Source organism: Paenibacillus sp. FSL R5-0490, from assembly GCF_001956215.1.
Lineage (GTDB): Bacteria > Bacillota > Bacilli > Bacillales > Cytobacillaceae > Cytobacillus.
Genome location: NZ_MRTQ01000008.1, coordinates 63,577 through 86,868 on the forward strand (window position 1 = coordinate 63,577; position 23,292 = coordinate 86,868).

Consider the following 23,292-nt stretch of genomic DNA (forward strand, 5'->3'; position numbering starts at 1 on the left):
TACGGATTCACTCTCCTCAGCATCTCTTCATCTTAAATTTTTTCATCTGCCGCCTGTACAGCATGTTTCAGGAGTACTTTAACGAATCTATTGAATTGTGAAAAACGCGGATCTGCTGTTTGGCCTTTTTTGTAGCGGTAATAGATTTGCTGGCAAATGACGGCCAGTTTGAAGTAAGCAAATGTTAAATAAAAATTCATGCTGCCGAGATCACGTCCGGTCTTTTTGGCATAGGCCTCCATAAATTCTCTGCGGGAGTAAAAACCGCTAAGAACGGTTACCGAGGGTTTTCCTATTCCAAACTTGAGCAGATCGGGATCGTCTCCCTGAATCCAATAGCTCATCGCGGCCCCAAGATCTGCCAGCGGATCGCCTGCCGTTGCCATCTCCCAGTCGAAAAGGCCAGTCATTTCTGTTAAACCCTCATTGAACATTGCATTGTTCAGCTTGTAATCATAATGGATGATGGAGGGCTCAGGACTTACGGGGATATGATGGGTCAGCCATTTTTTCAGCATATCCGCCTCAGAAACTTCATCTGTCTTCGCCCGATCATACCGGCCAATCCAGCCATGCACCTGTCTTTCCATAAATCCATCTGGTTTGCTGATTTCCGCTAGACCTGTCATTTTATAGTCAATGGAATGAAGTTCTGCCAGCTTATCAACCATAATTTGAGACAGTCTTCTGCAAATTTCCTCGTCCGGTTCCATTCCTTCAGGGAAGGAAGTATCTAAAACAATTCCATGCCGCCGTTCCATAATGAAAAATGGTGCACCCGTGATTTCACTATTATTGGTAAACAGAAGCGGCTTCGGGGCTTCTTTGAAAAAGGGATGTATCTCAGAAATCACCCTGAATTCCCTCGCCATGTCATGAGCTTTCGTTGCGACAGGTCCAAGCGGAGGCCGGCGCAGCACGGCTTCCCACTCTCCCATTTTCAGCTGATAGGTAAGATTGGAGTGCCCAGCATGGAACTGAAGAATTTCAAGCGGTTGATTTGGAAGATTAGCAATCTCGCTCCGCAGGAATTTTTCCAATGGAGCGGTGTTCAATTGCTCTCCTTTTCTAACGGGAATGGTATCCTGGCTCATTTGCTTCGGCATGTGATCCTCCTTTTTATAGGAAAATTAATTTATGCTTCTCTTACATTTTGATTTAGACCTTCCCGAAGAAGATCAGGTATAACAGCACTTTCCTGTTTGGCGAAATTAAAATAGACGATTACGGCGTTCCCTCTGGCAATATGAGTGCCTGTCTGGCTGCAGACAATTTCATGATCGAGCTGAAAGCTTTTGCTGCCAATCCTGGATACCCAGGTCTTTACGGTAAGGATTTGGTTAAAATATCCCTGGCTTAGAAAGTCGCATTTAGTGGAGGCAAGGATAAAACTCCATTTTTTCACATCCATGCTGTAGCCAAGTGTCTCGAAATATTTTACCCGTGCTTCTTCAAGGTAAATAAAATAACTTGTATTGTTGATATGGCCAAGAGCATCAGTTTCGCAAAACCTTACTGTTACCTGCATTTCATGCATGATGGCACCCCTTAACTCTTCACCTTATTGGAAGAATACTCATACCAGCCCTTACCTGTCTTTCTCCCCAATTCTCCCTTTGCTACTTTTTCGGCAACACAGTCAAATGGCTTATCTGCAGGATCTCCTGTCTCCCGATAGCGCTGATCCATTACATAATAGGCCACATCCAGTCCGGATAAATCCATAAGTTCAAACGGGCCGATTGGGTGGTTCAAGGCTTTCCGGCAAATGATATCGATATCTTTATAGTCGGCTATCCCCTGTTCATACAGAGCCACTGCCTCTTTTTGGAGCGCACCGAGAATCCGGTTTGCGACGAAGCCGGAAATTTCTTTTTTCAAAAGGACGGCTGTTCTATTAATCTTTTCACAGACTTCCATCGCTATTTGTGCGGTTTCTTCAGACGTCTGTTCACTCATGACTACTTCCACACAGTCCATCACAAGAGGCGGAAAGAAAAAATGCATATTTACGACTTTTTCAGGCCGCTCAGTTTCACCGGCTATTAAACTATTAACGATTGTAGAGCTATTGGTTGCAAAAATGGCATGAGGAGGGGCGTACTCTTCCAGTTTTCTGAATACCTCTTTTTTCACATCAAGCTTTTCCGTTACGGCTTCAATGATTAAGTCGGAGCTTCGGACACTTTCCTGAACGCTGCTGGAGAAACGAAGCCTCCCGAAAGCAGCGGCTTTCGCAACTTCAGCAAGCTTTCCCTTGGCAACCCATTTAGACATAATCATCTGAAGCTTAGCCTCGGCATCCTGCAATGCGGCTTCACTCAGATCCTGAATAATCGTCTCATAGCCTCCCAGTGCACAGAGCATCCCAATCTGGTGGCCCATTTGTCCGGCACCGATAACAGTAATTTGCTTAACATCATTTGCATTCATCGTTTATCCTCCTTATACTGACTGGTTGGTATGTTACTGATTCGAGAGGCTGTGGGGCTTCCTCTCTTATTTTACATCTCTATCCCCTTTAATATCATTTCCGTAAAGATCTCTGCCACTTCCCGGTCGGATACGCTTCCCTCCGGATTGAACCACTGGTAGCTCCAGTTGGTGACGCCTAAGATGCCAAAGGCGATAATCGGAGAGTTGAGGTTTGCACGGAACTCTCCGTTCTGCTTGCCTTCTTCTATTAATTTTTCGATATTCAGCCTGAACTGATCCCTTTTTGGAATGATTTCCGATAAGCTTTCTTCACTAAGGTTGCGCATTTCCCTGAAAAAGACTTTTGCGCTGGCTCCCTGGGTTTTGATATTGCCCAGCAGCATTTGGACAATCGAAAGGAGTTTGTCTTTGCAGGATTTTGACTCTTCCCCGAGGATTTCCTGCTGATTGGCCAGCATTTCATCTATGTAGCGAAGATGGATGTCCATCAGCAGTTGTTCTTTGCTCGAGAAATAGTAATAAAAGGTGCCTTTCGTGACACCGAGGCTGTCGACGATATCCTGAATCGATGTCTCGCTGAAACCTTTCTGATCAAATAGCCGGATGCTCTTTTCAGTAATTTTTTCTTTCAATGTCAGTCCCCGCTTCTGTTAGAAAATATCGACAGCATTATATCACAAAAAGATTAACTCCGGACTTCATCCCTCAGAGCTCTTCGAAGGATTTTTCCGACATTGGTTTTTGGAAGCTCCTCTCTGAATTCTACGCTCGATGGAATTTTATAGGCAGCCAGGTTCTGCCTGCAGTATGAAATGATTTCTTCTTCGGTCGCCGTTTTACCGGCTTTCAGCACGACGAAAGCTTTAACTGTTTCACCCCGGTAAGGATCCGGGACGCCAATGACGACAGCCTCCTGAATTGCAGGATGCTCATAGAGCACTTCCTCAATATCGCGCGGATAAATATTATAGCCGCTGGCAATGATCAGATCTTTTTTGCGGTCGACAATGTATAGAAAGCCATCTTCGTCCATTCTCGCAATATCACCGGTGTAGAGCCACCCATCCCGTAATGTAACGGCCGTCTCCTCAGGCATATTCCAATAGCCTTTCATAATCTGGGGACCCTTGATAATGACCTCACCCAGTTCTCCATTCGGGACCTCTTCAGTACCTGCGGCCAAATCGACTACTTTATAATCAGTTGAAGGAAAGCCGATCCCAACGCTTCCAGGCTTTCTTTCTGAAAAAGGCGGATTGCAGTGTGTTACCGGGGAAGCTTCTGATAAGCCATAGCCTTCGAGAATATGTGCCCCCGTCTTTTTTTCAAAATCGCGCAGAAGTTCAACAGGCATTGGCGCGCTGCCGCTATTGCAGGTTTCAATGCTGTCAATGCCATATTCCTCTGCATGCGGATGATTGGTGATGGCCACATACATGGTTGGAACACCGGGAAATACAGATGGCTGTTCATTTTTAATTGTATTTAACACTTCCTCCACATCAAAGCGCGGCAATAAAATCGATTCATTGGCCGTATAAATGGCAAAGTTCATGCAGGCAGTCATGCCAAAAACATGGAACAGCGGAATGACGGTTAGGAATTTTTCCCCGCCTATTTCCGTTCTATCTTTAAAAAATTCATAGGACTGCACCACATTTGCGAGAACGTTGTAATGTGTCAGCATGGCTCCTTTTGACCGTCCGGTTGTACCTCCCGTATATTGGAGGACGGCAATATCCTGCTGGGGCTCAATGTTGACCGGGGTGTATTGTCCACTGCCTTCCTGTATAAATCCTTCGAATGTTTTGTCAGGTGAAAAATCTGCTTCTGTTGGCTGCAGACTGACAATGACTATATGTCTAACCTTCGTTCTGTCTTGAACACCCTTAACCCGGGGATACAGGGCATCAAACACGACAAGAGTTTCAGAACCAGAGTCATTCATGATATGCTCGATCTCGCGCTCAACCAGCATCGGGTTTACTTGAGTCACAATCGCGCCTGCTGCAAGTATTCCATAATAAGCAATCACATATTGCGGGCAATTTGGAAGCATGATGGCAACACGGTCGCCTTTTTGAACCCCATTTTTCTGCAGGGATGCGGCAAATCCAAAGACTGCTTTTTGAAGTTCTGCGTAATTCATCTTTTGTCCATAAAAAGATAGTGCCATATTCTGCGGATACATCGCTGTCACTTCCTGAAGCATCTCAGGCATCGACTTACTTGGAATGGTTACTTCAGCTGCAATGGATTCTGGATAGTGTGCATGCCAGGTTTTTTTATCGCTCATTTGAAATCCCTCCAACATAATTTGCCGTTTTACATTGCATGAGTGCCGCCATCGACGATTAAGACGCCTCCGGTCACATAATTTGAAGCATTGGAAGCCAGGAACAATGCGGCGCCTTTCAAATCATCATCAGAGCCGAAGCGCCTGAGCGGTGTTGCATCCAGAATGGGGTTACGTCCCTGCTCCATAATCGCCGATGACATTTTTGTAGGGAAAAAACCTGGTGCAATGGCATTCACATTGATGCCATACCTGCCCCATTTTACAGCCAGGTCCTTTGTCATCGTAATGACTGCCCCTTTGCTGGTGTTATAGCCGATCGTATCCATCACTCGGGGATCCGTGCCGCCAAGTCCGGCAACAGAGGCAATATTAATGATTTTTCCTGATCCCTGTTCGATCATGACCTTGCCTGCAGCCTGACTCATTAAAAACGTCCCAGTCACATTTACATTGATGACTTTTTGCCATGCTTCAAGCGGCATCTCCTCGGCGGGAGCTCCCCAGGTAGCCCCGCTGTTATTGACAAGAATATCAATAGCTCCAAATTCCTGAACCGTCTTTTCGACCACTTTACGGACATCCTCCTGCTTGCTGATGTCACAGGAAAGCGCTAATGTTTTCACACCCAGTGCTGCAAGGCGGTCAGCGGTTTCCTGACATGCCTCCACCTTTCTTGAACAAAGCACAACATTTGCACCTGCCTCGGCTAATCCTTCGGCAATCTGGGCACCCAGCCCTCGCCCTCCGCCGGTTATGAGTGCAGTCTTTCCGGTTAGGTCAAATAGCTCCATTACCTTCATGATTTTTCAGCTCCTATTGGTATTTTTTCAATTCAAGCTTAGCAATCTGTGCCCGGTGGACTTCATCAGGACCGTCTGCCAATCTCAGCGTTCTGGCATTTGCCCACAATGCAGCAAGCGGAACATCCTCACTCACTCCTGCTGCTCCAAACGCCTGGATTGCCCGATCAATCACCTTAAGGGCCATAGATGGCGCCACAACCTTGATCATAGCAATCTCGGTTTTTGCCACTTTGTTGCCGGCTGTATCCATCATATGTGCCGCTTTAAGCGTTAATAGTCTTGCCTGCTCAATTTCAATCCGGGAATCGGCTATCCATTCACGGATGACACCCTGGCTTGCGAGCGTTTGGCCAAAAGCAGTTCGGTTTTGTACACGCTTACATAATTCCTCAAGAGCGCGCTCTGCTGCCCCGATCAGCCTCATGCAATGATGGATGCGCCCCGGACCAAGCCTGCCCTGTGCAATGGCGAACCCTTTCCCTTCACCCCAAATGATATTTTCAGCAGGAACTCTGACATTGTCGTATGTAATTTCAGCATGGCCATGGGGAGCGTGATCATAGCCAAACACCGGAAGCATCCTCTCTATTTTTACTCCGGGGGTATCCATCGGCACGAGAATCATCGATTGCTGTTCATGACGGCTTGCGTCCGGATCGCTTTTTCCCATAACAATCGCTATCCGGCACCTCGGATCTCCTGCACCTGAGGACCACCACTTCCGTCCATTGATGACATACTCCGTACCTTGTTTTTCAATCCGCGCTTCAATATTTGTGGCATCAGAGGAGGCCACATCCGGCTCTGTCATCGAAAAGCAGGATCGGATGTCCCCTTCTAAAAGCGGCTTTAACCAATCATTCTTCTGCCGATCAGTGCCATATCTTGCAAGCACCTCCATGTTGCCGGTATCAGGTGCATTACAGTTGAAGATTTCCGGTGCAATCATGGAGCGACCCATAATTTCGCAAAGCGGCGCATATTCTACATTCGTGAGACCTGCGCTATAGTCGCTATCCGGCAAAAATAGATTCCATAACCCCGCTTCTCTCGCCTTGAGTTTCAGCTCCTCCATAATCGGCGGTATAGCACTCCATCGATTTTCCTGTTCATTCAATTGCTGTTCATATAAAGCTTCGTTCGGATAAACGTTTTCTTCCATAAACACATTTAACTTCCTTATGAGATGCTGCACTTTTGGTGAGTATGAGAAATCCAAAGTCCTGTCCCTCCTCCACTAACTGACCGGTCGGTATGTTACAAATTTAGTATAAACAATATCGAAAAATAATCAACTTGTTTTCAGAAAATTTATTTTTTTGCTATTCCATTGCCACATCCTAAGCACTGTTTTTATAGAGAAAGAAAATAGGGAATTTTTGCTAGTTACCTATTATTCTATTTCGCTCCCCGAATCATCTTAGAACTATGCACCTATAATTAATTCTTTTTAAAGAAATTCAACTTTAAACTCCTCAATTTTTACTATTCTAAATTTTTTGACACCTAAAACACTCTTACTCTATTATTGATTTGAAATTAGAAGAGGAGGAACTTAGCCTATGAAAAAATCAATAAAGAAACGAACCATTCCGGTGATTCTGTCTGTAGCCATGCTGGCTGCACCCGCCGTACAGGCTGAAACCCCCTACTACGGGAAATCATACAGCCAGCCTGAACAAATCAGACACCTTTTTCCAGCCATTGAGGTAAAGGACAATACTCCTGCCTTTTCAAGGGAAGGTGAAGCAGCATTTACTTCTCAAGAAGAAATGATGTCTTACATAAAACAGCTCGAAGCCAAAAGTCCTTACCTCACTGTGAAAACAATCGGAACTTCTCAGGAAGGCCGTGACATACCAGCCCTTTATTTCACAAAGGACAAGCAGATCAGATCAGGCTATTTATCAAAAAAGCCGATTGTATGGGTTCAGAGCCAGATCCATGGAAACGAACCTGCCAGCGGTGAATCCATCCTGGCCCTGGCTAATAGGCTTACAGGTGATTTAGGCAAAGAGCTGCTGGATGATATCAATATTATCGTGATTCCAAGGGTAAATCCTGATGGCTCCTTTGATTTTAAGCGACAGCTTGCCAACGGCCTTGACGGTAACCGCGATCACATCAAACTTGAATCACCTGAGGTCCAGGCCATTCATAAGGAATTCAATAAGTATTCACCTGAAGTTGTGATTGATGCTCATGAATATTCCGTTTACAGCAGCGCATTTAATCAAGTTGGAGAACAGGGTGCTTTGAAGTACCACGATATTCTGATCCAGTCAGGCCGAAACCTCAATATCCCGGAAAAAATCCGTCAGGCATCTGACAGTTTATTTGTCGGACCAACCATGGAAGAGCTTGAGAATAATGGCATATCCGCGGAAATTTACTATACTGCCGGCCTGGATGACCAGGGTGAAATTGAAATTATCGAGGGCTCCACTGAACCAAGAATTGGCCGGAATGCATTTGGACTTCAGCCTGCATTCTCCTTCCTTGTAGAAAGCAGAGGAATTGGCATTGGACGTGAGGATTTTAAGCGCAGAGTGAATGCCCAAATTGCCACACATGAGAGCATTCTTAAGCAAACAGCCAGTCATGCAAGACAAATTAAAAATCTGGTCGCATTTGAAAGACTAAACCTGATCAAAAAAGGCTTACTGCCAAATGACAACGACCCAATCATCATTGACAGCGAAAACAAAGAACTGGAGAATGAAACTCTTGAAATGGTAGACATCGCAACGGGCACTGTTCAGGATATTCCTGTTAAATACTTAAGTGCTACAGATGCTGAACCAACATTGGTAAGAGACAGACCAACTGCCTATTTGATTAAACCTGGTCATGAGGATGTTGCGGAAAAATTAAAAACTCAAGGTTTAAAAGGCTTTAAGCTTCCGAGAAATGTAAGCCTTCCAGCTGAAGCCTTTACAGTTACCTCTAAGGAAAATTCAGGTAGTTATGAAGGCAGGGACCTTGCAGAAGTTGAAACAGAGCTGACTAAGAAGGACATTACCTTCCCGAAAGGAACTTATGTATTTCTGACCGCTCAGCCTCAATCCAATCTGCTTTCCCTGTCGCTTGAGCCTGAATCTGTAGACAGTTATACCACCTTTGGCTATGTTCCTTCGGAAGTTGGGCAGGAATTGCCGATTTACCGTTTCACCATTGATCCTAAGAAATCAAATATGAAACCGTTTATGAAATAAAGAATAAGGAGGCTGACTCAAGGTGTCAGCCTCCTTATTAATTTGCAGCCCGTGCGCGTACTTTTTCCTTTATTAACCCTGCGCCCATCAATCCCATCAGTGAGAAGATGACCGGTATAATAAATCCGTACTGGTAGCCTGCTTCAAATGTATCCAAAACTTTTCCGAAGATAAATGGCAGAAGAACTGCGCTAAGGAAACCGCCGGTGTTGGCAAATCCTGAAACGACACCCACGTCCCGAATGTCAAATGATTTTCTGACAAGCGCGAACGTCAGCGTACTTGCTCCATTTCCATAGCCCATGATCAGGAAAAGGACAATCAGGAGCGGATATGGAGGCTTACCCTGAAATAACAGAAAAGTTGCCCATCCAAGGACGGCGACGGAGTGGGCAAAAAGATAAGGACGTTTGATGCTGCCCATCCGGCCTGATATAAAGCTCATTAACGGAGCACCAATGATGGCACCAAACAATCCGATCATGACAAGCTGGCTGGAATCGGAACGGCTCAGATCATACATATCCATGCCATACGGAACAGCCCACGAGCCGATGAAGCCTACATAAGTGCCGACCAGGCCAAAATGACAGAAGAACGTGGCCCATGCCTGGCGGTCAGAAAAAATTCTTTTTAATATGCTTGCTGTTTTTTCTTTTGGCTCTTTTTTACCTTTCGTTTTTTTAGGCTCTATGCCCATTCGTGAAGGCTGCCAGATTAAAATGATATACAGCAATACGGCAAGAATGGTCAAAATAATCCCTACGGCCAGAAACGGGATGCGCCAGCCCAATATGGAAATCCAAATGGAAAATGGCACAGTCGCGAGCAAAAAGCCAAAGCTTCCGGACATGCCCGCAAAGCCAAGCAGCTTCACGAATTCATTAACCTTAAACCATCTGCCTAAAATGATGACAACATTTATCCAAATCGTTGCATCACCTATACCAACCAGCATCCTTGCTGCGAAAAGAACGTATTCATTCGCGGCAAAGCTGAATAATAACGTCCCTATCCCATTCAGAAGGGTCCCGGTGATTAAAAATACATTAGGGCCGAAACGGTCGGATAATATTCCAATCGGAACCTGCAGACTGGCATAGGCGAAAAATTGGATGCTTGTCAGAAGCCCAATGGCCGCAGCAGTCACGCCGAATTCCTTCATTAATTGATCTGTAATTAAACCAGGGGCAGTTCTTTGGCTCACGATCAAAAAGTATGCAAATAAAACCGCGCCAAAGACGAGCCACCTGTATTTGCTGTTATGTTTCTCCACTGCTCTCTGCTCCTACATTTTTAATGAATACCCTCCATTATACCCTAAAAAAAGGCATCTGTCCTCCACAGCGTTAAAGCAATGGACTGACAGATGCCTTTGGCCTGGTTATTCTTTCACAAGATCCTTCGTGCTTCTTACTGTATCGATCGGACGGACATAGCTTTCGATCTGGGCCCTTTTCGGCTCGAGGAATGGCGGCAGTGACAGCTTTTCCCCAAGTGTTTCATAAGGCTCGTCACCCATGAAACCAGGTCCATCCGTTGCGAATTCAAATAAAATCTGCGGAGCAACCCGGGAATATAAAGAACCGAAGAAGAAACGGTCGACAAAACCTGAAGTCTGGAAACCAAAGCCTCTCAAATGCTGATCCCATTCCTCTAAAACCGATTTATCTTCGACACGGAATGCAGCATGATGAACGGTTCCGTAGCCCTGGCGAGCCTGCGGAAGAGATGGATTATATTCCACAACAACCTGTGCACCATTCCCTCCTTCACCTACTTCGAATAAGTGGAAATCTCCTTCTTGAGCGATTTCCTTAAAGTGAAGCACTTTTTCCATCATTTCTTTGAAGTAATCAAATTGAGCCACCCTTACAAAAAGCGGCCCCAGACCGGTGATCGCGTACTCCAGCGGGATTGGCCCTTTTTGCCATGGTGTTCCTGAAGGTACTCCTTTATTGGCTTCATCAGAGATCAATTGGTATTTTTGATCATCAAAATCTGTGAATGACAGAGTCTTCTTGCCGAACTGCTCCTGAATGCCGGAATGGGGAACCTTTAAGCGGTCAAATCGCTTTACCCAATAATCGAGCGCTTCATCTGCCGGAACCCGGAAGGACGTTTTTGATATTTCATCTGTTCCGTGAGAGCCCTTCGGAATACCGGGAAAATCAAAAAACGTCATATCCGTTCCAGGACTTCCTGTATCATCTGCAAAAAATAAGTGATAGGTTTGAATGTCATCCTGATTGACGGTCTTCTTTACTAAACGCATTCCTAATGTATATGTGAAAAACTCATAATTTTTTTCCGCACTGCTGGTGATGGCTGTAACATGGTGAATACCTTTTAATTGATTCAAGTGTACTTCCTCCCCTTTGTTATCTTAAAATAAAATATCTTTAATTCGAGATAATTTTACTTTATCACGGCATATTGCTGGTGTCAACATTACCCGGGGTACTAGAAAAAGGATTTAATAATGTCTTCTTCATGATTACATTCCTTGCAGATGTACTCAATTTCAAGTGCATCTTCCCTGGCGATATGGACTGTTTCTTTTCCGCAGACTTCACAATATCTTTTTTCCGTAACTTCCTTCATTTATTCCATCTCCTGTTCTTGTGTCGTTTATCTTGGTTTAACCAGAATTTCAGTTTCTAAACGCAAAAAAACCAGCTCCCATTGGGAACTGGTTTGATTACAGTATGTACAGCCGCCATTGCCGTAAATAATGATAAGAAAGTTTTAAACCACCACTCCTCAAAGTGGGTGTTCGCAGAAACATTCCTGCCTGTCCTCCTTGTCATATAGACGGAGGCTTGTCATTCCCGTTTCAATGTAAAACTCCCTATTACAGCTTAAAGGTTAAAACTTTATTATGATTACGAACAATGCAGCTTGTATTACTATATTAACGGATGCCGGCGGATTTTTCAATGGGCATGCTCAGGCTTTTTTAAAGTACGAAAAATGGTTTACCAAGAAAATAAGCGCTCTTCATTAGCATCCATTTCTCTCCTCAGTTTTCCCCCCTGCCAATTCAGCCCATTTTGTAATACATTTCCCTCTTTTAACAAATACTTTTTAAATAGAACGAATGAATAGGCGGTGGTGTAGTATGGACGGTGGAAAATTCACTTTTTACCTGGATGAAAAAGAAATTCAAGCAAAGCCGGGACAGTCGATTTTTGAGGCGGCGCGGGATCATAACCACTTTCTCCCGGGGATTTGTTCTTCCCAGCCGGATTTAGGGGTTGGCGTCATTCAGACGTGCGATACCTGTTACGTGGAGATTGATGGCGAACTGAAAAGGTCCTGTTCGACTAAAGCCGAGCCGAATCTAAAAGTAAGTTCGGTGTCCGAGCTGGCAAAGGAAGCACAGCTTGAAGGAATGTCCCGCATATTAAAAAATCATGAGCTATACTGCACGGTTTGCGATAACAATAATGGAAACTGTGTGGTGCATAATACAGCGGAGCATTTTAAGATTGAGCATCAGAAGTATGATTTTAAGCCAAAGCCCTACCCTCAGGATAATTCAAACCCCTTTTACCGGTATGAACCGGATCAGTGTATCCTTTGCGGTCTTTGTGTGGAGGCGTGCCAGGATCTGCAGGTGAGCGAAGTGCTGAGTATCGCCTGGGACCGGGAGCAGCCGCGCGTGATTTGGGATAATGATGTGCCTATTAATGAATCTTCCTGCGTATCCTGCGGACATTGTGTGACGGTGTGCCCATGCAATGCATTAATGGAGAAATCGATGCTCGGCAAAGCCGGCTACCTTACGAATATTCCAAAGCCGCTTCTTGAGCCGATGATTGATTTAACAAAAGAAGTTGAGCCAGGCTATAAAGAGATTTTTGCGATATCCAATGTAGAGGCGGCGATGCGGGAAGCGCGTATTAAGCGCACTAAAACGGTCTGTACGTATTGCGGAGTCGGCTGCAGCTTCGAGGTTTGGACGAAAGACCGGGAAATTCTCAAAATCCAGCCGTCACCTGAAGCCCCTGTTAATGGGATTTCAACTTGTGTAAAAGGAAAATTCGGCTGGAGCTTTGTAAACAGCAAACAGCGCCTCACCAAGCCCCTAATCAGAAAGGGCGAAAAATTTTATGAAGCGACATGGGATGAGGCCCTCTCTTTGATTGCCGAGAAATTCACTGGCATAAAAGAAGAAAATGGGCCGGATGCCCTCGGCTTTATTGCATCTTCCAAGTGTTCCAACGAAGAAAACTATCTGTTCCAGAAGCTGGCCAGGGCTATTTTTAAAACGAATAATATTGATAATTGTTCCAGATACTGTCAGACACCTGCCTCCATGGGTCTTATCCGCACAGTCGGCATTGGCGGGGACTCCGGTACGATGAAGGATATTGCAAGCTCTGAATTAATCATTGTTGTCGGTGCGAACCCGGCAGAATCACATCCTGTTCTCGCAACCCGAATTAAACGGGCACATAAATTGGCTGACCAGAAGCTGATTGTTGCCGACCTTCGGAAAAATGATCTGGCGGACCGGGCTGATTTGCATATCCATCCGAAACCGGGCACGGATCTTGTATGGCTTTCAGCTGTAACGAAATACTTTTTTGACCAGGGCTGGGAAGACCGTGAATTTCTTAACACGCGTGTGAATCAAGTGGATGAATACAAAAAGTCCCTTGAAAAATTCACGATGGATTATGCGGAAGAAACAACCGGGATCGCAAAAGAAACACTGATCAAAATGGCTGAAATGATTCATGATGCTAAAGGCACATGCATTTTATGGGCCATGGGTGTTACCCAGCACTTAGGCGGCACGGATACAAGCACCGCGATTTGCAACCTGCTTTTAGTTACAGGCAATTTTGGCAAGCCGGGTGCGGGCGCCTATCCTCTGCGCGGCCACAATAACGTGCAGGGTGCGAGTGATTTCGGGACAATGCCTACCTGGCTTCCGGGATATCAGCCAATAGAAAATGACCAAATACGCACCCGCTTTGAACAAGCCTGGGGCACAGAACTCCCTAAAAATCCTGGTCTAAACAATCATCAGATTGTAGAAGCCATCCAGGCTGGCAAAGTAAAGGCAATGTATCTTTTTGGCGAAGAAATGGGCCTTGTGGATTCGAATATCAATTATGTTCACGAAGCCTTTGAAAAACTGGATTTCTTTGTCGTGCAGGATATTTTCTTTTCCAAGACGGCCCAATTTGCGGATGTGATTCTGCCTGCAGCGCCAAGCCTTGAAAAAGACGGCACCTTCACGAATACTGAGCGGCGGATCCAGCGATTTAATAAAGTTTTCGAGCCGCTCGGGGACAGTAAACCGGATTGGCTCATCTTTCAGGAGCTTGCCAACAAGCTTGGGGCAAACTGGCATTATAACGATCCAGGTGAAATTATGGATGAAGCCGCTGAGCTTTCGCCTGTTTTTGCCGGTGTCAGCTACAAGCGGCTTGAAAACTGGGAAAGCCTTGTTTGGCCTGTTGCTCCGGATGGAACGGATACACCTTTACTCTACAAGGATCAATTTCATTTTCCGGATGGTAAAGCCCGCTTAATTACTGTGGATTGGACTCCTCCTTATGAAGCCGGAGAGGAATATGACCTTCATTTGAACAATGGAAGAATCCTGGAGCATTTCCATGAAGGCAATATGACCTATCAATCCGAAGGAATTTCCTATAAGGTGCCGGAGCTTTGGCTGGAGGTTTCTCCTGAACTGGCGGACGAGCGGAACATCAAAACCGGCAGTCTTGTGCGACTCACCTCCCCTTACGGCCATGTCAAAGTAAAAGTCTGGGTGACAGATCAGGTGAAGGGAAAAGAACTGTATTTGCCGATGCATACAACTGAAGGAATGGGAGCAGTCAACAAGCTGACCAGCAGCTATCATGACAAAATTACGCATACACCTAACTACAAGGAAATGCAGGTGAAAATGGAAGTGCTGGAACGGGACGGCGAATCACCGCTTCCTCATCATAACTTCCGGTTTGGCAGCCCGCAGCCGCATATTGGCGTCGAAACAGAGAAAAAGTGGAGCCGGGACGACTTCATCTCCATTCCGGAAATGCTGAAAAAGGAGGGTATCTACGATGGCGAAAGCGATCAAGCAAATTGAACTGGTTCAGCCTTCTGCCGAGGAAGAGCAGGCACAGGATATAGCAGGTCTTTTAACGCAGCTCAGCCAGAATCGTGAGGCCATCGCAAGTGCCATCGATATCATCGGTCAGCTGCAAAAATCTGGGATACTTGATATTATCCAGGGATTTCTGCATTCAAAAGAAAAAGTGGCTGCCATTGCGATTGACCAGGTTAACCAGCCGAACATGCACAATATCATCCGCAACGGTTTTAATACCGTCGATTTTCTGGGCTCCCTCGATCCCCAGCAGATGAATATCATGATGAGTGCTGTCACGAAAGGCCTTGATGAATCAGCAGAAGTGATGAAAAGAAATGAAAAGACCGGTGTGCTCGGGCTTATGAAAGCCCTGCGTGATCCTGACATTAATCTGGCCATGAATTCTATGCTTGGTTTTCTCAAAGGAATGGGCAGGGAAATGGGCAAAGAGCACAGTCATTATAAAACAGGAGAGTGATTTTTCATGATTACTCGAACAGTATCTATTGAAAACATGGATCAGACGGATGAAGAAAAACTAAGCAAAGCTCTGTATGATGTCTGGGGTGTACGGAAGATTAAGCTGAATTCCATGAGTGGTGAAGCAGTTATTTCATTTGATGAAGATGCTGCTTCCTTCATGGATTTTGAACAGGCTATTAAAGACTGCGGATATAGCATCCTGTCAAGTGATGAATAAGGGGGTTTTACTTTGGCAAAGGTCTGTGAAATCTGCGGGCACATAGAGGAAACGGAAGAAGAGGAATACAGTCTTGATATGCTGGTTATCTGCCCGGATTGCTCCAATGACCGCGTTCATCCATTTTCATTTGAAAAATAATAAAGAACTCCTGCCAGCTGACCCGGCAGGAGTTTTTCTCTTTATTCAGTCACAAGCTGACCGCTTGTTCTTTTTTGCTTCTTCTCCGTTCTGATTTTCTTAATGTCGCGCTTCATCAGCAAGGAGACGATGAAACCGATGGCAAGCATGGTGCCAAATACATAGAAGGTAATCGTATAGCTTTGCGTATTTTCATATATGTTGGATACAAGCATAGGTCCGACCACACCGGCGATCGACCACGATGTTAGCAGATAGCCATGAATCGCGCCAAGCTGCTTGGTTCCAAACAGGTCTCCGATAAAGGCCGGAAGCGATGCAAATCCGCCCCCATAGCATGAAACAATGATATAAAGGAAAACAGAAAAGATAAACGAGTTTGTGATGAATGGAAGAATGAAGAATGCTGCCACCTGGATCAGGAAGAAGGTCATATATGTATTTCCTCTTCCAAGATAATCGGATGCAGATGCCCAGCCAATTCTTCCGCCTCCATTAAAGAGACCCATTATGCCAACGATGCTTGCTGCTGTGATGGCGCTGGCTCCAGTGATTTCCTGTGCCATTGGTGCGGCAACGGAGAGAATCATGATACCTGCAGAAATATTGATGAACATCATAATCCAAAGCAGCCAGAAACGCTTCGTCTTAATCGCTTCATTGGCAGTCATCTGTGCCAGGTCCGCTTTTACCGGCCGCTCTTCCCTGTTCTCTTCCATTCCTTCAGGTGCCCATCCTTCTGGCGGCTTAGCGATGTAAAGTGCTCCCAAAATCATCAGTACAAAATAACTGATTCCAAGGATGTAGAAGGTTGTCGGAATCGATGTGGCAATCATTAATCTGCTGGCAATCGGGCTTGTAATGAGAGCCCCTGCACCGAAGCCCATAACTGCCATCCCGGTGGCAAGTCCCCTTCTGTCAGGAAACCATTTTACCAGTGTGGAGACAGGTGCAATATAGCCAAAGCCAAGACCCAGCCCCCCAATGACACCGAAGAAAATCAGGAATAGGATATAGTTCTCCATTTGAATGGCAAACCCGGATCCAATAATCCCAATTCCAAAGAAGACAGCAGCTATCATGGCTGACACTCTAGGCCCCCGTTTTTCTACAAACCGGCCAAAAAAGGCTGCCGCAATTCCAAGAATAAAAATGGCAATGGTAAATGCCAGTGAGACGTCGGTTTTTTCCCAGCCCAGCGTTTCTTTCAATGGATTTTGATAAACGCTGTATGCATAGACCGAACCAATTGATAAATGAATGGCGACGGCTGAAAGGGCAATCAGCCATCTGTTCTTGTTCGCCATAAATAACCCCTTTCCTGAATATTGTTTTATTTATTCCCCTTATAAGGAATAAGCTCCATGCTATTTTTTACCTTCCCAAAAAAGCCTGTCTCTAATCCTTTTAGAGACAGGCTTTCTGAAAATCATTCCGATACGAACCCTTTTTTCAGTAAATAGATTTCTTTTTTGTAATTTTGGACAGCTTCGTCGAATGGCAGCTCCCCTGCAAATTTTTTAACGATATTATGAAACGTGACAGAAGAAATAATCTGCATCATATGGAAAAGCTCCTGCTCGTCCTGAATATTCAGCCGATCCTTATTAATCAGATTGCTGATTTTCTTAAAATTTTCATTCAGGTCATTTTCCCCGAAGCTTCTTGCCATAACATTTTCGATCCGGTGCGTCATATTAAGAAACAAATTCCTCAAAAACTGCAGATTTTCTTTTTCTTCTGTAATGATGGCTGTATAAAAATCGATCATCGCATCAAAAATATCACCATTATTTTTTTGGAGCGTTTCAAGAAAGTACATCTTATAAGCAGACACATGGCTATTTAATAAGTAGAAAAAAGCATCTTCTTTGTCATCAAAATACTGATAAAAGCTGCCGCGCGGGATTTTGGCATATTTTATGATATTGGATATGGATGCCTGGTAAAGCGGCACGCGGGCAAATTCCTTTTTGGCCGCATGGACTAAATTTTCACGTTTGTCTTCAGGCAAATTGAAAAAAGTAATTTTCGGCAAATTTTGTTCCTCCTTATTGCCAGCCTCTTTTTTCCTCCTTTAAGAATTGGATAAAATAAGGGACAGCCTTTCTGGGGTTCTCATTGATCAATGCTTGATATCTCGTTTTAATAGGATCAGAAGCAAATCGGCTTTTAGAAATCCGTTCTTTCATGTACTGTAAGCTCATTTTTTGAATTTCCAGCTGCTGATGCTTCCCTTCTTTAGAAAGTGCGAAACCGAGCGCACCAATAATCGCGTAAATCAGAATGGCTGCCGGCGATGTTTTCTCATCCTGAACGGTGAAAAACAAGGTCATGAGATTGATTAGTGACAGAATAATCAAGGGTGTAGACCAAAAAATATATCTGGAAGCTTTTTTCATGATGGGAGATACTATTTCTTCAAGCTGTTCAAGCTCTCTTTTTACGAAATTCGGCATATCTGTCCACACTTGCATTTATTTCGTCTCCTTTAAGTTTTAATCCCTTTATGGCCCAGCAGAAATTGCAGGCTTTCGGGCGAAAAAGTCATGGCTACTTCATCATCCAGCTGTTTTAAAGCAATCATTTCATCATGTAGATTCTCCATTTTCCGATCAAGGCGTGAAGCTGTGTCAGCTGCCTCTTTCAGTTCATTCACTATTCTTTGCGGAATTTCTTTATTGTACTTGTAGTAAATCTTGTGCTCGAGGCTCGCCCAGAAGTCCATCGCTATCGTCCGTATTTGAATCTCTACAGGAACCAGCTCTTCCCTGTCAGACATAAAAATGGGGATCTGAACAATCAGATGAAGGCTTTGGTAGCCATTTGGCTTTGGATGCTGAATATAATCTCTGCATTCGAGCACGGTTATATCTTTCTGGCTTTCAAGCATGTCTTTGATCTTGTAGATATCGGAAACAAAGGAACATGTAATGCGGACGCCCGCAATATCCCTGATATTTTGCTTAATGGATTCTAAGGAAATATCCAATTTTTTTCTTTGCAGCTTTTTAAATATACTTTCTGGAGATTTAATTCGTGATTTTATATGCTCAATCGGATTATAGTCATGCACATACTGAAATTCTTCTTTAAGTATATTTAATTTCGTGTTTATTTCTTCCAATGCGAACTTGTAGGACATCATAAAACGCACTAAATCTGTCCTTAATTCCTTCAGTGTAACTTGCTCAGGCGTATTTGTGGCCATATGGACTCCTTTGAATTTCAGCCTTATTTTTGGGTGGCTTAAAACTGGATGGCTTTTTGCAGACTTCTGCATTTACCCCCTGTTTTTGCAATTTAGAAATAAGCAATTGAATTTTGGACAATGCTTTCACCTCGATATGACACAGTGTCATCCTTACAATTGAATTGTATATGACAACGTGTCATACGTCAACTGAATATGACACAATGTCACAAATTTGACTTCTTTTGATTCAATGGATAGCTGTTTTAGAAACACAGCTCTAGCCTATTTACATGTCATCATTTTAAACTGTATAATTATTAAATAATTAGTTACTCTTGATAACTATTACTCAAGGTAACCAAATGGGAGGTTATTAAGATCGAAACATTCCATCGTTTTTTTCATCACCTTGTGCTATTGTATCGCCCATTTGAAAATAGGCTGAATACTGAGTTAAGCAAGCATCAATTATACCGGGCTCAATGGTCCATCATGTATTACATGTTTAACGATGGTTCCGTTACATTGGTGGAGCTTTCCCATTACCTTGGCGTTGAAAAACCAACGGTGACACGGACGATTGCAAAATTGGAGGAAATGGGCTATTTAGAACCGGTGCCGACTAAAGACAAACGGGAAAAAAGAATGCAGCTGACTGCTGCCGGCAGGAAGGTTTATCAGGAAGTCCGCGCCACAATCGATGAATTCGAACAGGATATTTTAAAAGGAATTTCAGAGGAAGAACAGCTGGAAGGAATTCGCCTGATGAGTGAGATCCGCAAAAATTTACTGCAGGGAGAGTTATAAATTGAATTCGAAGCTTTGGACAAAGGATTTTATGATTGTTTCATCGGTTAATTTTTTCTTAACATTGATTTTCTATCTGCTGATGGTGACTATCGCTGTTTTTGCAGTGGATTACTATAGTGCCACAACCAGCCAGGCCGGGCTTGTGACAGGCATTTTTATCATTGGGACGCTCATTGGTAGACTTTATATCGGGCGGGCTATTGATAAGATTGGACGCAAAAAAACCCTTTTTATCGGCTTGATCTTTTTTACGCTGACGACTCTTTTGTATTTCGAAAGCGTTGGAATTGCTTTCCTGCTGATGACAAGGTTTATACATGGCATTGCTTTAGGGGTGGCAAGCACGGCGACTGGAACCATCGCGGCACAAATTATTCCGGCAGCACGCAAGGGGGAAGGAATTGGCTACTTCAGTATGAGCACAACACTGGCGACAGCTGTTGGGCCATTCATAGGCCTATTAATGATGCAAAAAGTTTCTTTCCAAGTGATTTTTGTCTTCTGTCTGGCCATCGGTATTATTGCCCTTATGACAACCTTCTTTTTATATGTTCCGGCCGTTGAAACCTCAGATGTGAAAAAGCCAGGCTTTCAGCTTTCCAGCTTTATCGAGCCAAAAGCGGTTAAGATCGCATTTATTACCCTGGCGATTGCATTTGCTTATTCCGGTGTCCTCTCTTTTATCAACTTTTACGCAATGGAAGTCGATTTAGTAAAGGCTGCGAGCTTTTTCTTTCTCATCTACTCAGCTGCTGTCCTGGTTTCACGTCCATTTACCGGCCGGCTGATGGATTCTAAAGGAGCAAATTATGTGATGTACCCCGCTTTTATCCTATTTGCGGCAGGCATGTTTGTGCTCAGCACAGCAAACAGCAGTTTTACCCTTCTTTTGGCTGGAGCACTGATTGGTCTTGGCTTTGGAAACATGCAGTCCTGCACCCAGGCCGTGGCCGTCAAGCTGACACCTGCACATCGGATGGGATTGGCGACGTCAACGTTTTTCATTTTTCTTGATGCAGGCCTGGGATTTGGGCCCTATTTGCTTGGGTTCATTATTCCGGTTACAGGGTATGGCAAACTCTATGGCATGATGGCCGTGTTTGTATTATTGTCAGCGATTTTATATTATTTCCTGCATGGGAAGAAAGAAACTATGCAGAATCGTATCCTGAAAGAATCAGCTTAATATAAAAATCCCGCCACATTCCCTGCGGCGGGATTTTATTTATAGCTATATTTTCCTCAAAGCTGAAATGGTGCCTGATATCACGATTAATAAATGGGATAAGATAAAGGTATACACATTAAAATACAAACTATTTGTATATTGATTGAACCAGCCAAAACGGTAAATTCTCGATTCCGGATTACCCGGCGTCCCTCCAAGAGCCATAATCAGCTCACTTTTGTAATCATTGATGCCAATCACCAGCAAAACACATACGGCAATTGCAAAAAGTAAGATTCCTATTGTGGTTTTACGATTTTTCACCATTTTTCCTTTTACCAGTTTAAAAGTATAAACCCAACTGCAAATAAAGACAGGTGTAAATAGAAAGATGACTAGGATGCCTAAATTCCCATTGCCGGAAACCACATGCGGATTGACCGTAAAAACATGTTCTATAAGGTAAAATCCAAAGAATGAAAACAGGAAGCACAGGATCCAAAAAATCGTTTTTTTACTCAAGAGCAGACACCCTTTTCGTGATTTGCAGCTTTTTACCCTATTTTACCACAGCGCGGAAACAATCTGGCATACCTTTATTTTTTCCTATACAATAAATAATGGAAGGAAAATGCAAAAGTGTGGTGAGTTGATTTGTTTAAAGTGCTTTTAATTGAGGATGATGCCTCCCTTTTTACTGAAATTAAAGACCGACTCTCCCAGTGGTCTTATGAAGTCTATGGAATTCAGGACTTCAGTGGGGTCATGAAGGAGTTTGCCGGCATTCAGCCGGATCTGGTCATTATCGATATCCAGCTTCCGAAGTTCGACGGGTTTCATTGGTGCCGGATGATCCGTTCACATTCGAATGTGCCAATTATTTTTCTGTCATCCCGGGATCACCCCACAGACCAGGTCATGTCCATGCAGCTTGGCGCTGACGATTTCGTCCAAAAGCCCTTCCACTTCGATGTGCTAATTGCAAAAATCCAGGCAATTCTAAGACGTGTCTATAACTATAGTGCCGTTCAGAATAACCTTAAAACCTGGTGCGGTGCGGCGGTTGATTTTGAAAAAAATACGGTTTCAAATGAGAGTGGTTCTATAGAATTAACGAAAAATGAAATCTACATATTAAAGCTTCTCATCGAAAGAAAAAATCAAATTGTCAGCAGGGATGAGATAATAAATAGCCTATGGGATGACAAGCGATTCATTAGTGACAATACTCTGACGGTTAATGTTAACAGACTAAGGAAAAAGCTTGATGAACTTGGGCTTGGCGCCAGGGTCGAAACAAAGGTCGGCCAGGGTTATATGGCAATTGAAGAGGAAGCCCCGCATGTTTAGGAAATATATCAGGGAACGGTTAAGCTGGATCCTGCTGTTCGGTTTCCTTCAGGTGCTTGCGGCCTTTGTAGTATATATCGACTCAGCCATATCTCTTAGGCCCTTCCTTTATTACGCCTTTTTGTCTTCGATCATTTTTACTGGATTCTTTTTAATCCGTTATCAAAAAGAAACACGATTTTACAGAGAAGTAGCAGAGAGTGAAGTAAATCTGGATCTGACGAGCATACCGGAGTGTGAAAGTCCTTTTGAAAAAATAATAGAATCGAGCCTGGTTAACCAAACCGAGCGGTTTAAACAGGAGCACACCCGGAATTGGACACTGCTCGAGCAGGAAAAAGATGAACTGCTTTCCTGGATTCATGAAGTCAAAACCCCCTTGACTGCCATGCATCTCATGATTGACCGGATCGAGGATCAGAACCTTAAATCCGCCCTTACATACGAATGGCTGCGCATCAACCTTCTTCTGGATCAGCAGCTGCATCAAAAGCGGATTCCTTCTATGGAAAATGACCTGTATATTGAAATAGTTAATCTTGAAGATATCCTATTCAGTGAGATTAAATCTCTTCAGTCCTGGTGCATGCAAAAAGGCATTGGCTTTGAAATGGAAATGGAAGAAACAGGTGCCCTGAGCGACGCCAAATGGCTCAGCTTTATCATTCGCCAGCTACTAACCAATGCTGTGAAGTATAGTGAGGAATCAGATATTTTCATTTCGAGCTCGCAGTATGACGGAAAAATCTCCTTAAGGATTCAGGATTTTGGCAGAGGCATTGATCAAAGGGATTTGCCGCGAATCTTTGAGAAGGGATTCACATCTACTGCAAAACACCATGAAAATGCAGCAACAGGCATGGGGTTATATTTAGCCAAAAAAGCCGCAGACCAGCTCAAAATTAACATCCATGCAGAGTCTGTTTTAGGCAAAGGCACCACCATGACACTTGTCTTCCCTACCCGCAATGATTTCGTCAGCATAACAGGCATGTGACAAAATTGTCACATGCTTTTGCTATTTGTTCGTCCAATCGAAGGATTTACATAGTTTTACCC

The 23,292-nt window shown here is 44.0% G+C and carries 24 protein-coding genes and 1 other RNA gene; 9 read left to right on the plus strand and 16 right to left on the minus strand.

Features of this window, described 5'->3' with window-relative positions; all coding sequences use genetic code 11:
• Positions 1 to 32 precede the first annotated feature (32 nt).
• The 7 genes from BK139_RS08205 to BK139_RS08235 all read right to left on the minus strand — a co-directional run bounded on the left by BK139_RS08205 (position 33) and on the right by BK139_RS08235 (position 6,757).
• A complete protein-coding gene (locus BK139_RS08205) occupies positions 33 to 1,106 on the minus strand; it encodes a phosphotransferase family protein (protein ID WP_175609080.1) in 1,074 nt (357 codons plus the stop codon).
• Positions 1,107 to 1,135: 29 nt separating this feature from the next.
• Entirely contained in the window at positions 1,136 to 1,537 is a 402-nt protein-coding gene (locus BK139_RS08210; protein WP_076257865.1) for an acyl-CoA thioesterase, read from the minus strand.
• 11 nt (positions 1,538 to 1,548) lie between these two features.
• Positions 1,549 to 2,433, minus strand: a complete 885-nt coding sequence (locus tag BK139_RS08215) for a 3-hydroxyacyl-CoA dehydrogenase family protein (RefSeq protein WP_076257866.1) — start codon at positions 2,431 to 2,433, stop codon at positions 1,549 to 1,551.
• A gap of 71 nt (positions 2,434 to 2,504) precedes the next feature.
• Positions 2,505 to 3,068, minus strand: a complete 564-nt coding sequence (locus BK139_RS08220) for a TetR/AcrR family transcriptional regulator (RefSeq protein ID WP_076257867.1) — start codon at positions 3,066 to 3,068, stop codon at positions 2,505 to 2,507.
• Between the two features lie 53 nt (positions 3,069 to 3,121).
• Positions 3,122 to 4,732, minus strand: a complete 1,611-nt coding sequence (locus BK139_RS08225) for a long-chain-fatty-acid--CoA ligase (protein WP_076257868.1) — start codon at positions 4,730 to 4,732, stop codon at positions 3,122 to 3,124.
• A 29-nt stretch (positions 4,733 to 4,761) separates the two neighbouring features.
• Positions 4,762 to 5,535, minus strand: coding sequence for an SDR family oxidoreductase (locus BK139_RS08230; protein WP_076257869.1), 774 nt, complete (start codon positions 5,533 to 5,535; stop codon positions 4,762 to 4,764).
• A gap of 13 nt (positions 5,536 to 5,548) precedes the next feature.
• Positions 5,549 to 6,757: an acyl-CoA dehydrogenase family protein gene (locus BK139_RS08235; protein ID WP_076257870.1), complete on the minus strand. Its 1,209-nt coding sequence runs from the start codon at positions 6,755 to 6,757 to the stop codon at positions 5,549 to 5,551.
• A gap of 343 nt (positions 6,758 to 7,100) precedes the next feature.
• On the opposite strand from BK139_RS08235, the gene BK139_RS08240 reads away from it, so the two are divergent.
• Positions 7,101 to 8,753 (plus strand): M14 family metallopeptidase, encoded by a 1,653-nt coding sequence (locus tag BK139_RS08240; protein WP_076257871.1) that lies wholly within the window; start codon positions 7,101 to 7,103, stop codon positions 8,751 to 8,753.
• Positions 8,754 to 8,790: 37 nt separating this feature from the next.
• Here BK139_RS08240 and BK139_RS08245 read toward each other — a convergent pair whose 3' ends face one another.
• The 4 genes from BK139_RS08245 to ssrS form a co-directional block, all read right to left on the minus strand.
• Complete coding sequence (locus BK139_RS08245; RefSeq protein WP_076257872.1) at positions 8,791 to 10,029, minus strand: MFS transporter; 1,239 nt, start codon at positions 10,027 to 10,029, stop codon at positions 8,791 to 8,793.
• A 108-nt stretch (positions 10,030 to 10,137) separates the two neighbouring features.
• Positions 10,138 to 11,115, minus strand: coding sequence for a ring-cleaving dioxygenase (locus BK139_RS08250; protein ID WP_076257873.1), 978 nt, complete (start codon positions 11,113 to 11,115; stop codon positions 10,138 to 10,140).
• Between the two features lie 101 nt (positions 11,116 to 11,216).
• Positions 11,217 to 11,357: a hypothetical protein gene (locus BK139_RS23900; RefSeq protein ID WP_175609081.1), complete on the minus strand. Its 141-nt coding sequence runs from the start codon at positions 11,355 to 11,357 to the stop codon at positions 11,217 to 11,219.
• 105 nt (positions 11,358 to 11,462) lie between these two features.
• Positions 11,463 to 11,659, minus strand: a non-coding RNA gene (gene ssrS / locus BK139_RS08255) — 6S RNA.
• A 215-nt stretch (positions 11,660 to 11,874) separates the two neighbouring features.
• Between ssrS and fdhF the strand changes: the two genes are divergently transcribed.
• Genes fdhF through BK139_RS24320 form a run of 4 tightly spaced genes read left to right on the plus strand, consistent with a single transcriptional unit; the run spans position 11,875 to position 15,709 of the window.
• Positions 11,875 to 14,865 carry a formate dehydrogenase subunit alpha gene (gene fdhF, locus BK139_RS08260; RefSeq protein WP_076257874.1) on the plus strand — a complete coding sequence of 997 codons (2,991 nt, stop codon included), beginning with the start codon at positions 11,875 to 11,877 and terminating at the stop codon, positions 14,863 to 14,865.
• A complete protein-coding gene (locus BK139_RS08265) occupies positions 14,840 to 15,346 on the plus strand; it encodes a helical membrane plugin domain-containing protein (RefSeq protein ID WP_076257875.1) in 507 nt (168 codons plus the stop codon). Before fdhF ends, BK139_RS08265 begins: the two co-directional genes overlap by 26 nt.
• 6 nt (positions 15,347 to 15,352) lie before the next feature.
• The gene (locus BK139_RS08270; protein WP_076257876.1) at positions 15,353 to 15,568 is read left to right on the plus strand and encodes a heavy-metal-associated domain-containing protein; all 216 of its coding nucleotides are present in this window, start codon (positions 15,353 to 15,355) and stop codon (positions 15,566 to 15,568) included.
• Positions 15,569 to 15,580: 12 nt separating this feature from the next.
• Positions 15,581 to 15,709: a zinc ribbon-containing protein gene (locus BK139_RS24320; protein WP_258750365.1), complete on the plus strand. Its 129-nt coding sequence runs from the start codon at positions 15,581 to 15,583 to the stop codon at positions 15,707 to 15,709.
• Positions 15,710 to 15,750: 41 nt separating this feature from the next.
• Here the strand turns inward: BK139_RS24320 and BK139_RS08275 are convergent, their stop codons facing one another.
• The 4 genes from BK139_RS08275 to BK139_RS08290 form a co-directional block, all read right to left on the minus strand.
• A complete protein-coding gene (locus BK139_RS08275; RefSeq protein ID WP_076257877.1) occupies positions 15,751 to 17,016 on the minus strand; it encodes an L-lactate MFS transporter in 1,266 nt (421 codons plus the stop codon).
• A gap of 122 nt (positions 17,017 to 17,138) precedes the next feature.
• A complete protein-coding gene (locus tag BK139_RS08280; protein WP_076257878.1) occupies positions 17,139 to 17,747 on the minus strand; it encodes a TetR/AcrR family transcriptional regulator in 609 nt (202 codons plus the stop codon).
• 13 nt (positions 17,748 to 17,760) lie between these two features.
• On the minus strand, positions 17,761 to 18,186 hold the full coding sequence (locus BK139_RS08285) for a DUF5392 family protein (RefSeq protein ID WP_076257879.1): 426 nt from the start codon (positions 18,184 to 18,186) through the stop codon (positions 17,761 to 17,763).
• 14 nt (positions 18,187 to 18,200) lie between these two features.
• Positions 18,201 to 18,920: a GTP pyrophosphokinase gene (locus tag BK139_RS08290; protein WP_076257996.1), complete on the minus strand. Its 720-nt coding sequence runs from the start codon at positions 18,918 to 18,920 to the stop codon at positions 18,201 to 18,203.
• A gap of 396 nt (positions 18,921 to 19,316) precedes the next feature.
• Between BK139_RS08290 and BK139_RS08295 the strand changes: the two genes are divergently transcribed.
• Together BK139_RS08295 and BK139_RS08300 are read left to right on the plus strand one after the other, a co-directional pair.
• Complete coding sequence (locus BK139_RS08295; protein ID WP_083675329.1) at positions 19,317 to 19,712, plus strand: MarR family winged helix-turn-helix transcriptional regulator; 396 nt, start codon at positions 19,317 to 19,319, stop codon at positions 19,710 to 19,712.
• Between the two features lie 31 nt (positions 19,713 to 19,743).
• On the plus strand, positions 19,744 to 20,901 hold the full coding sequence (locus tag BK139_RS08300; protein WP_076257997.1) for an MFS transporter: 1,158 nt from the start codon (positions 19,744 to 19,746) through the stop codon (positions 20,899 to 20,901).
• Positions 20,902 to 20,946: 45 nt separating this feature from the next.
• On the opposite strand, the gene BK139_RS08305 is transcribed toward BK139_RS08300, so the two are convergent.
• Positions 20,947 to 21,405, minus strand: a complete 459-nt coding sequence (locus BK139_RS08305; RefSeq protein WP_076257881.1) for a hypothetical protein — start codon at positions 21,403 to 21,405, stop codon at positions 20,947 to 20,949.
• Positions 21,406 to 21,537: 132 nt separating this feature from the next.
• On the opposite strand from BK139_RS08305, the gene BK139_RS08310 reads away from it, so the two are divergent.
• Both BK139_RS08310 and BK139_RS08315 read left to right on the plus strand, forming a co-directional pair.
• Complete coding sequence (locus BK139_RS08310; protein WP_076257882.1) at positions 21,538 to 22,233, plus strand: response regulator transcription factor; 696 nt, start codon at positions 21,538 to 21,540, stop codon at positions 22,231 to 22,233.
• Positions 22,226 to 23,230, plus strand: a complete 1,005-nt coding sequence (locus BK139_RS08315; RefSeq protein ID WP_076257883.1) for a sensor histidine kinase — start codon at positions 22,226 to 22,228, stop codon at positions 23,228 to 23,230. Before BK139_RS08310 ends, BK139_RS08315 begins: the two co-directional genes overlap by 8 nt.
• Positions 23,231 to 23,292: the final 62 nt, after the last annotated feature.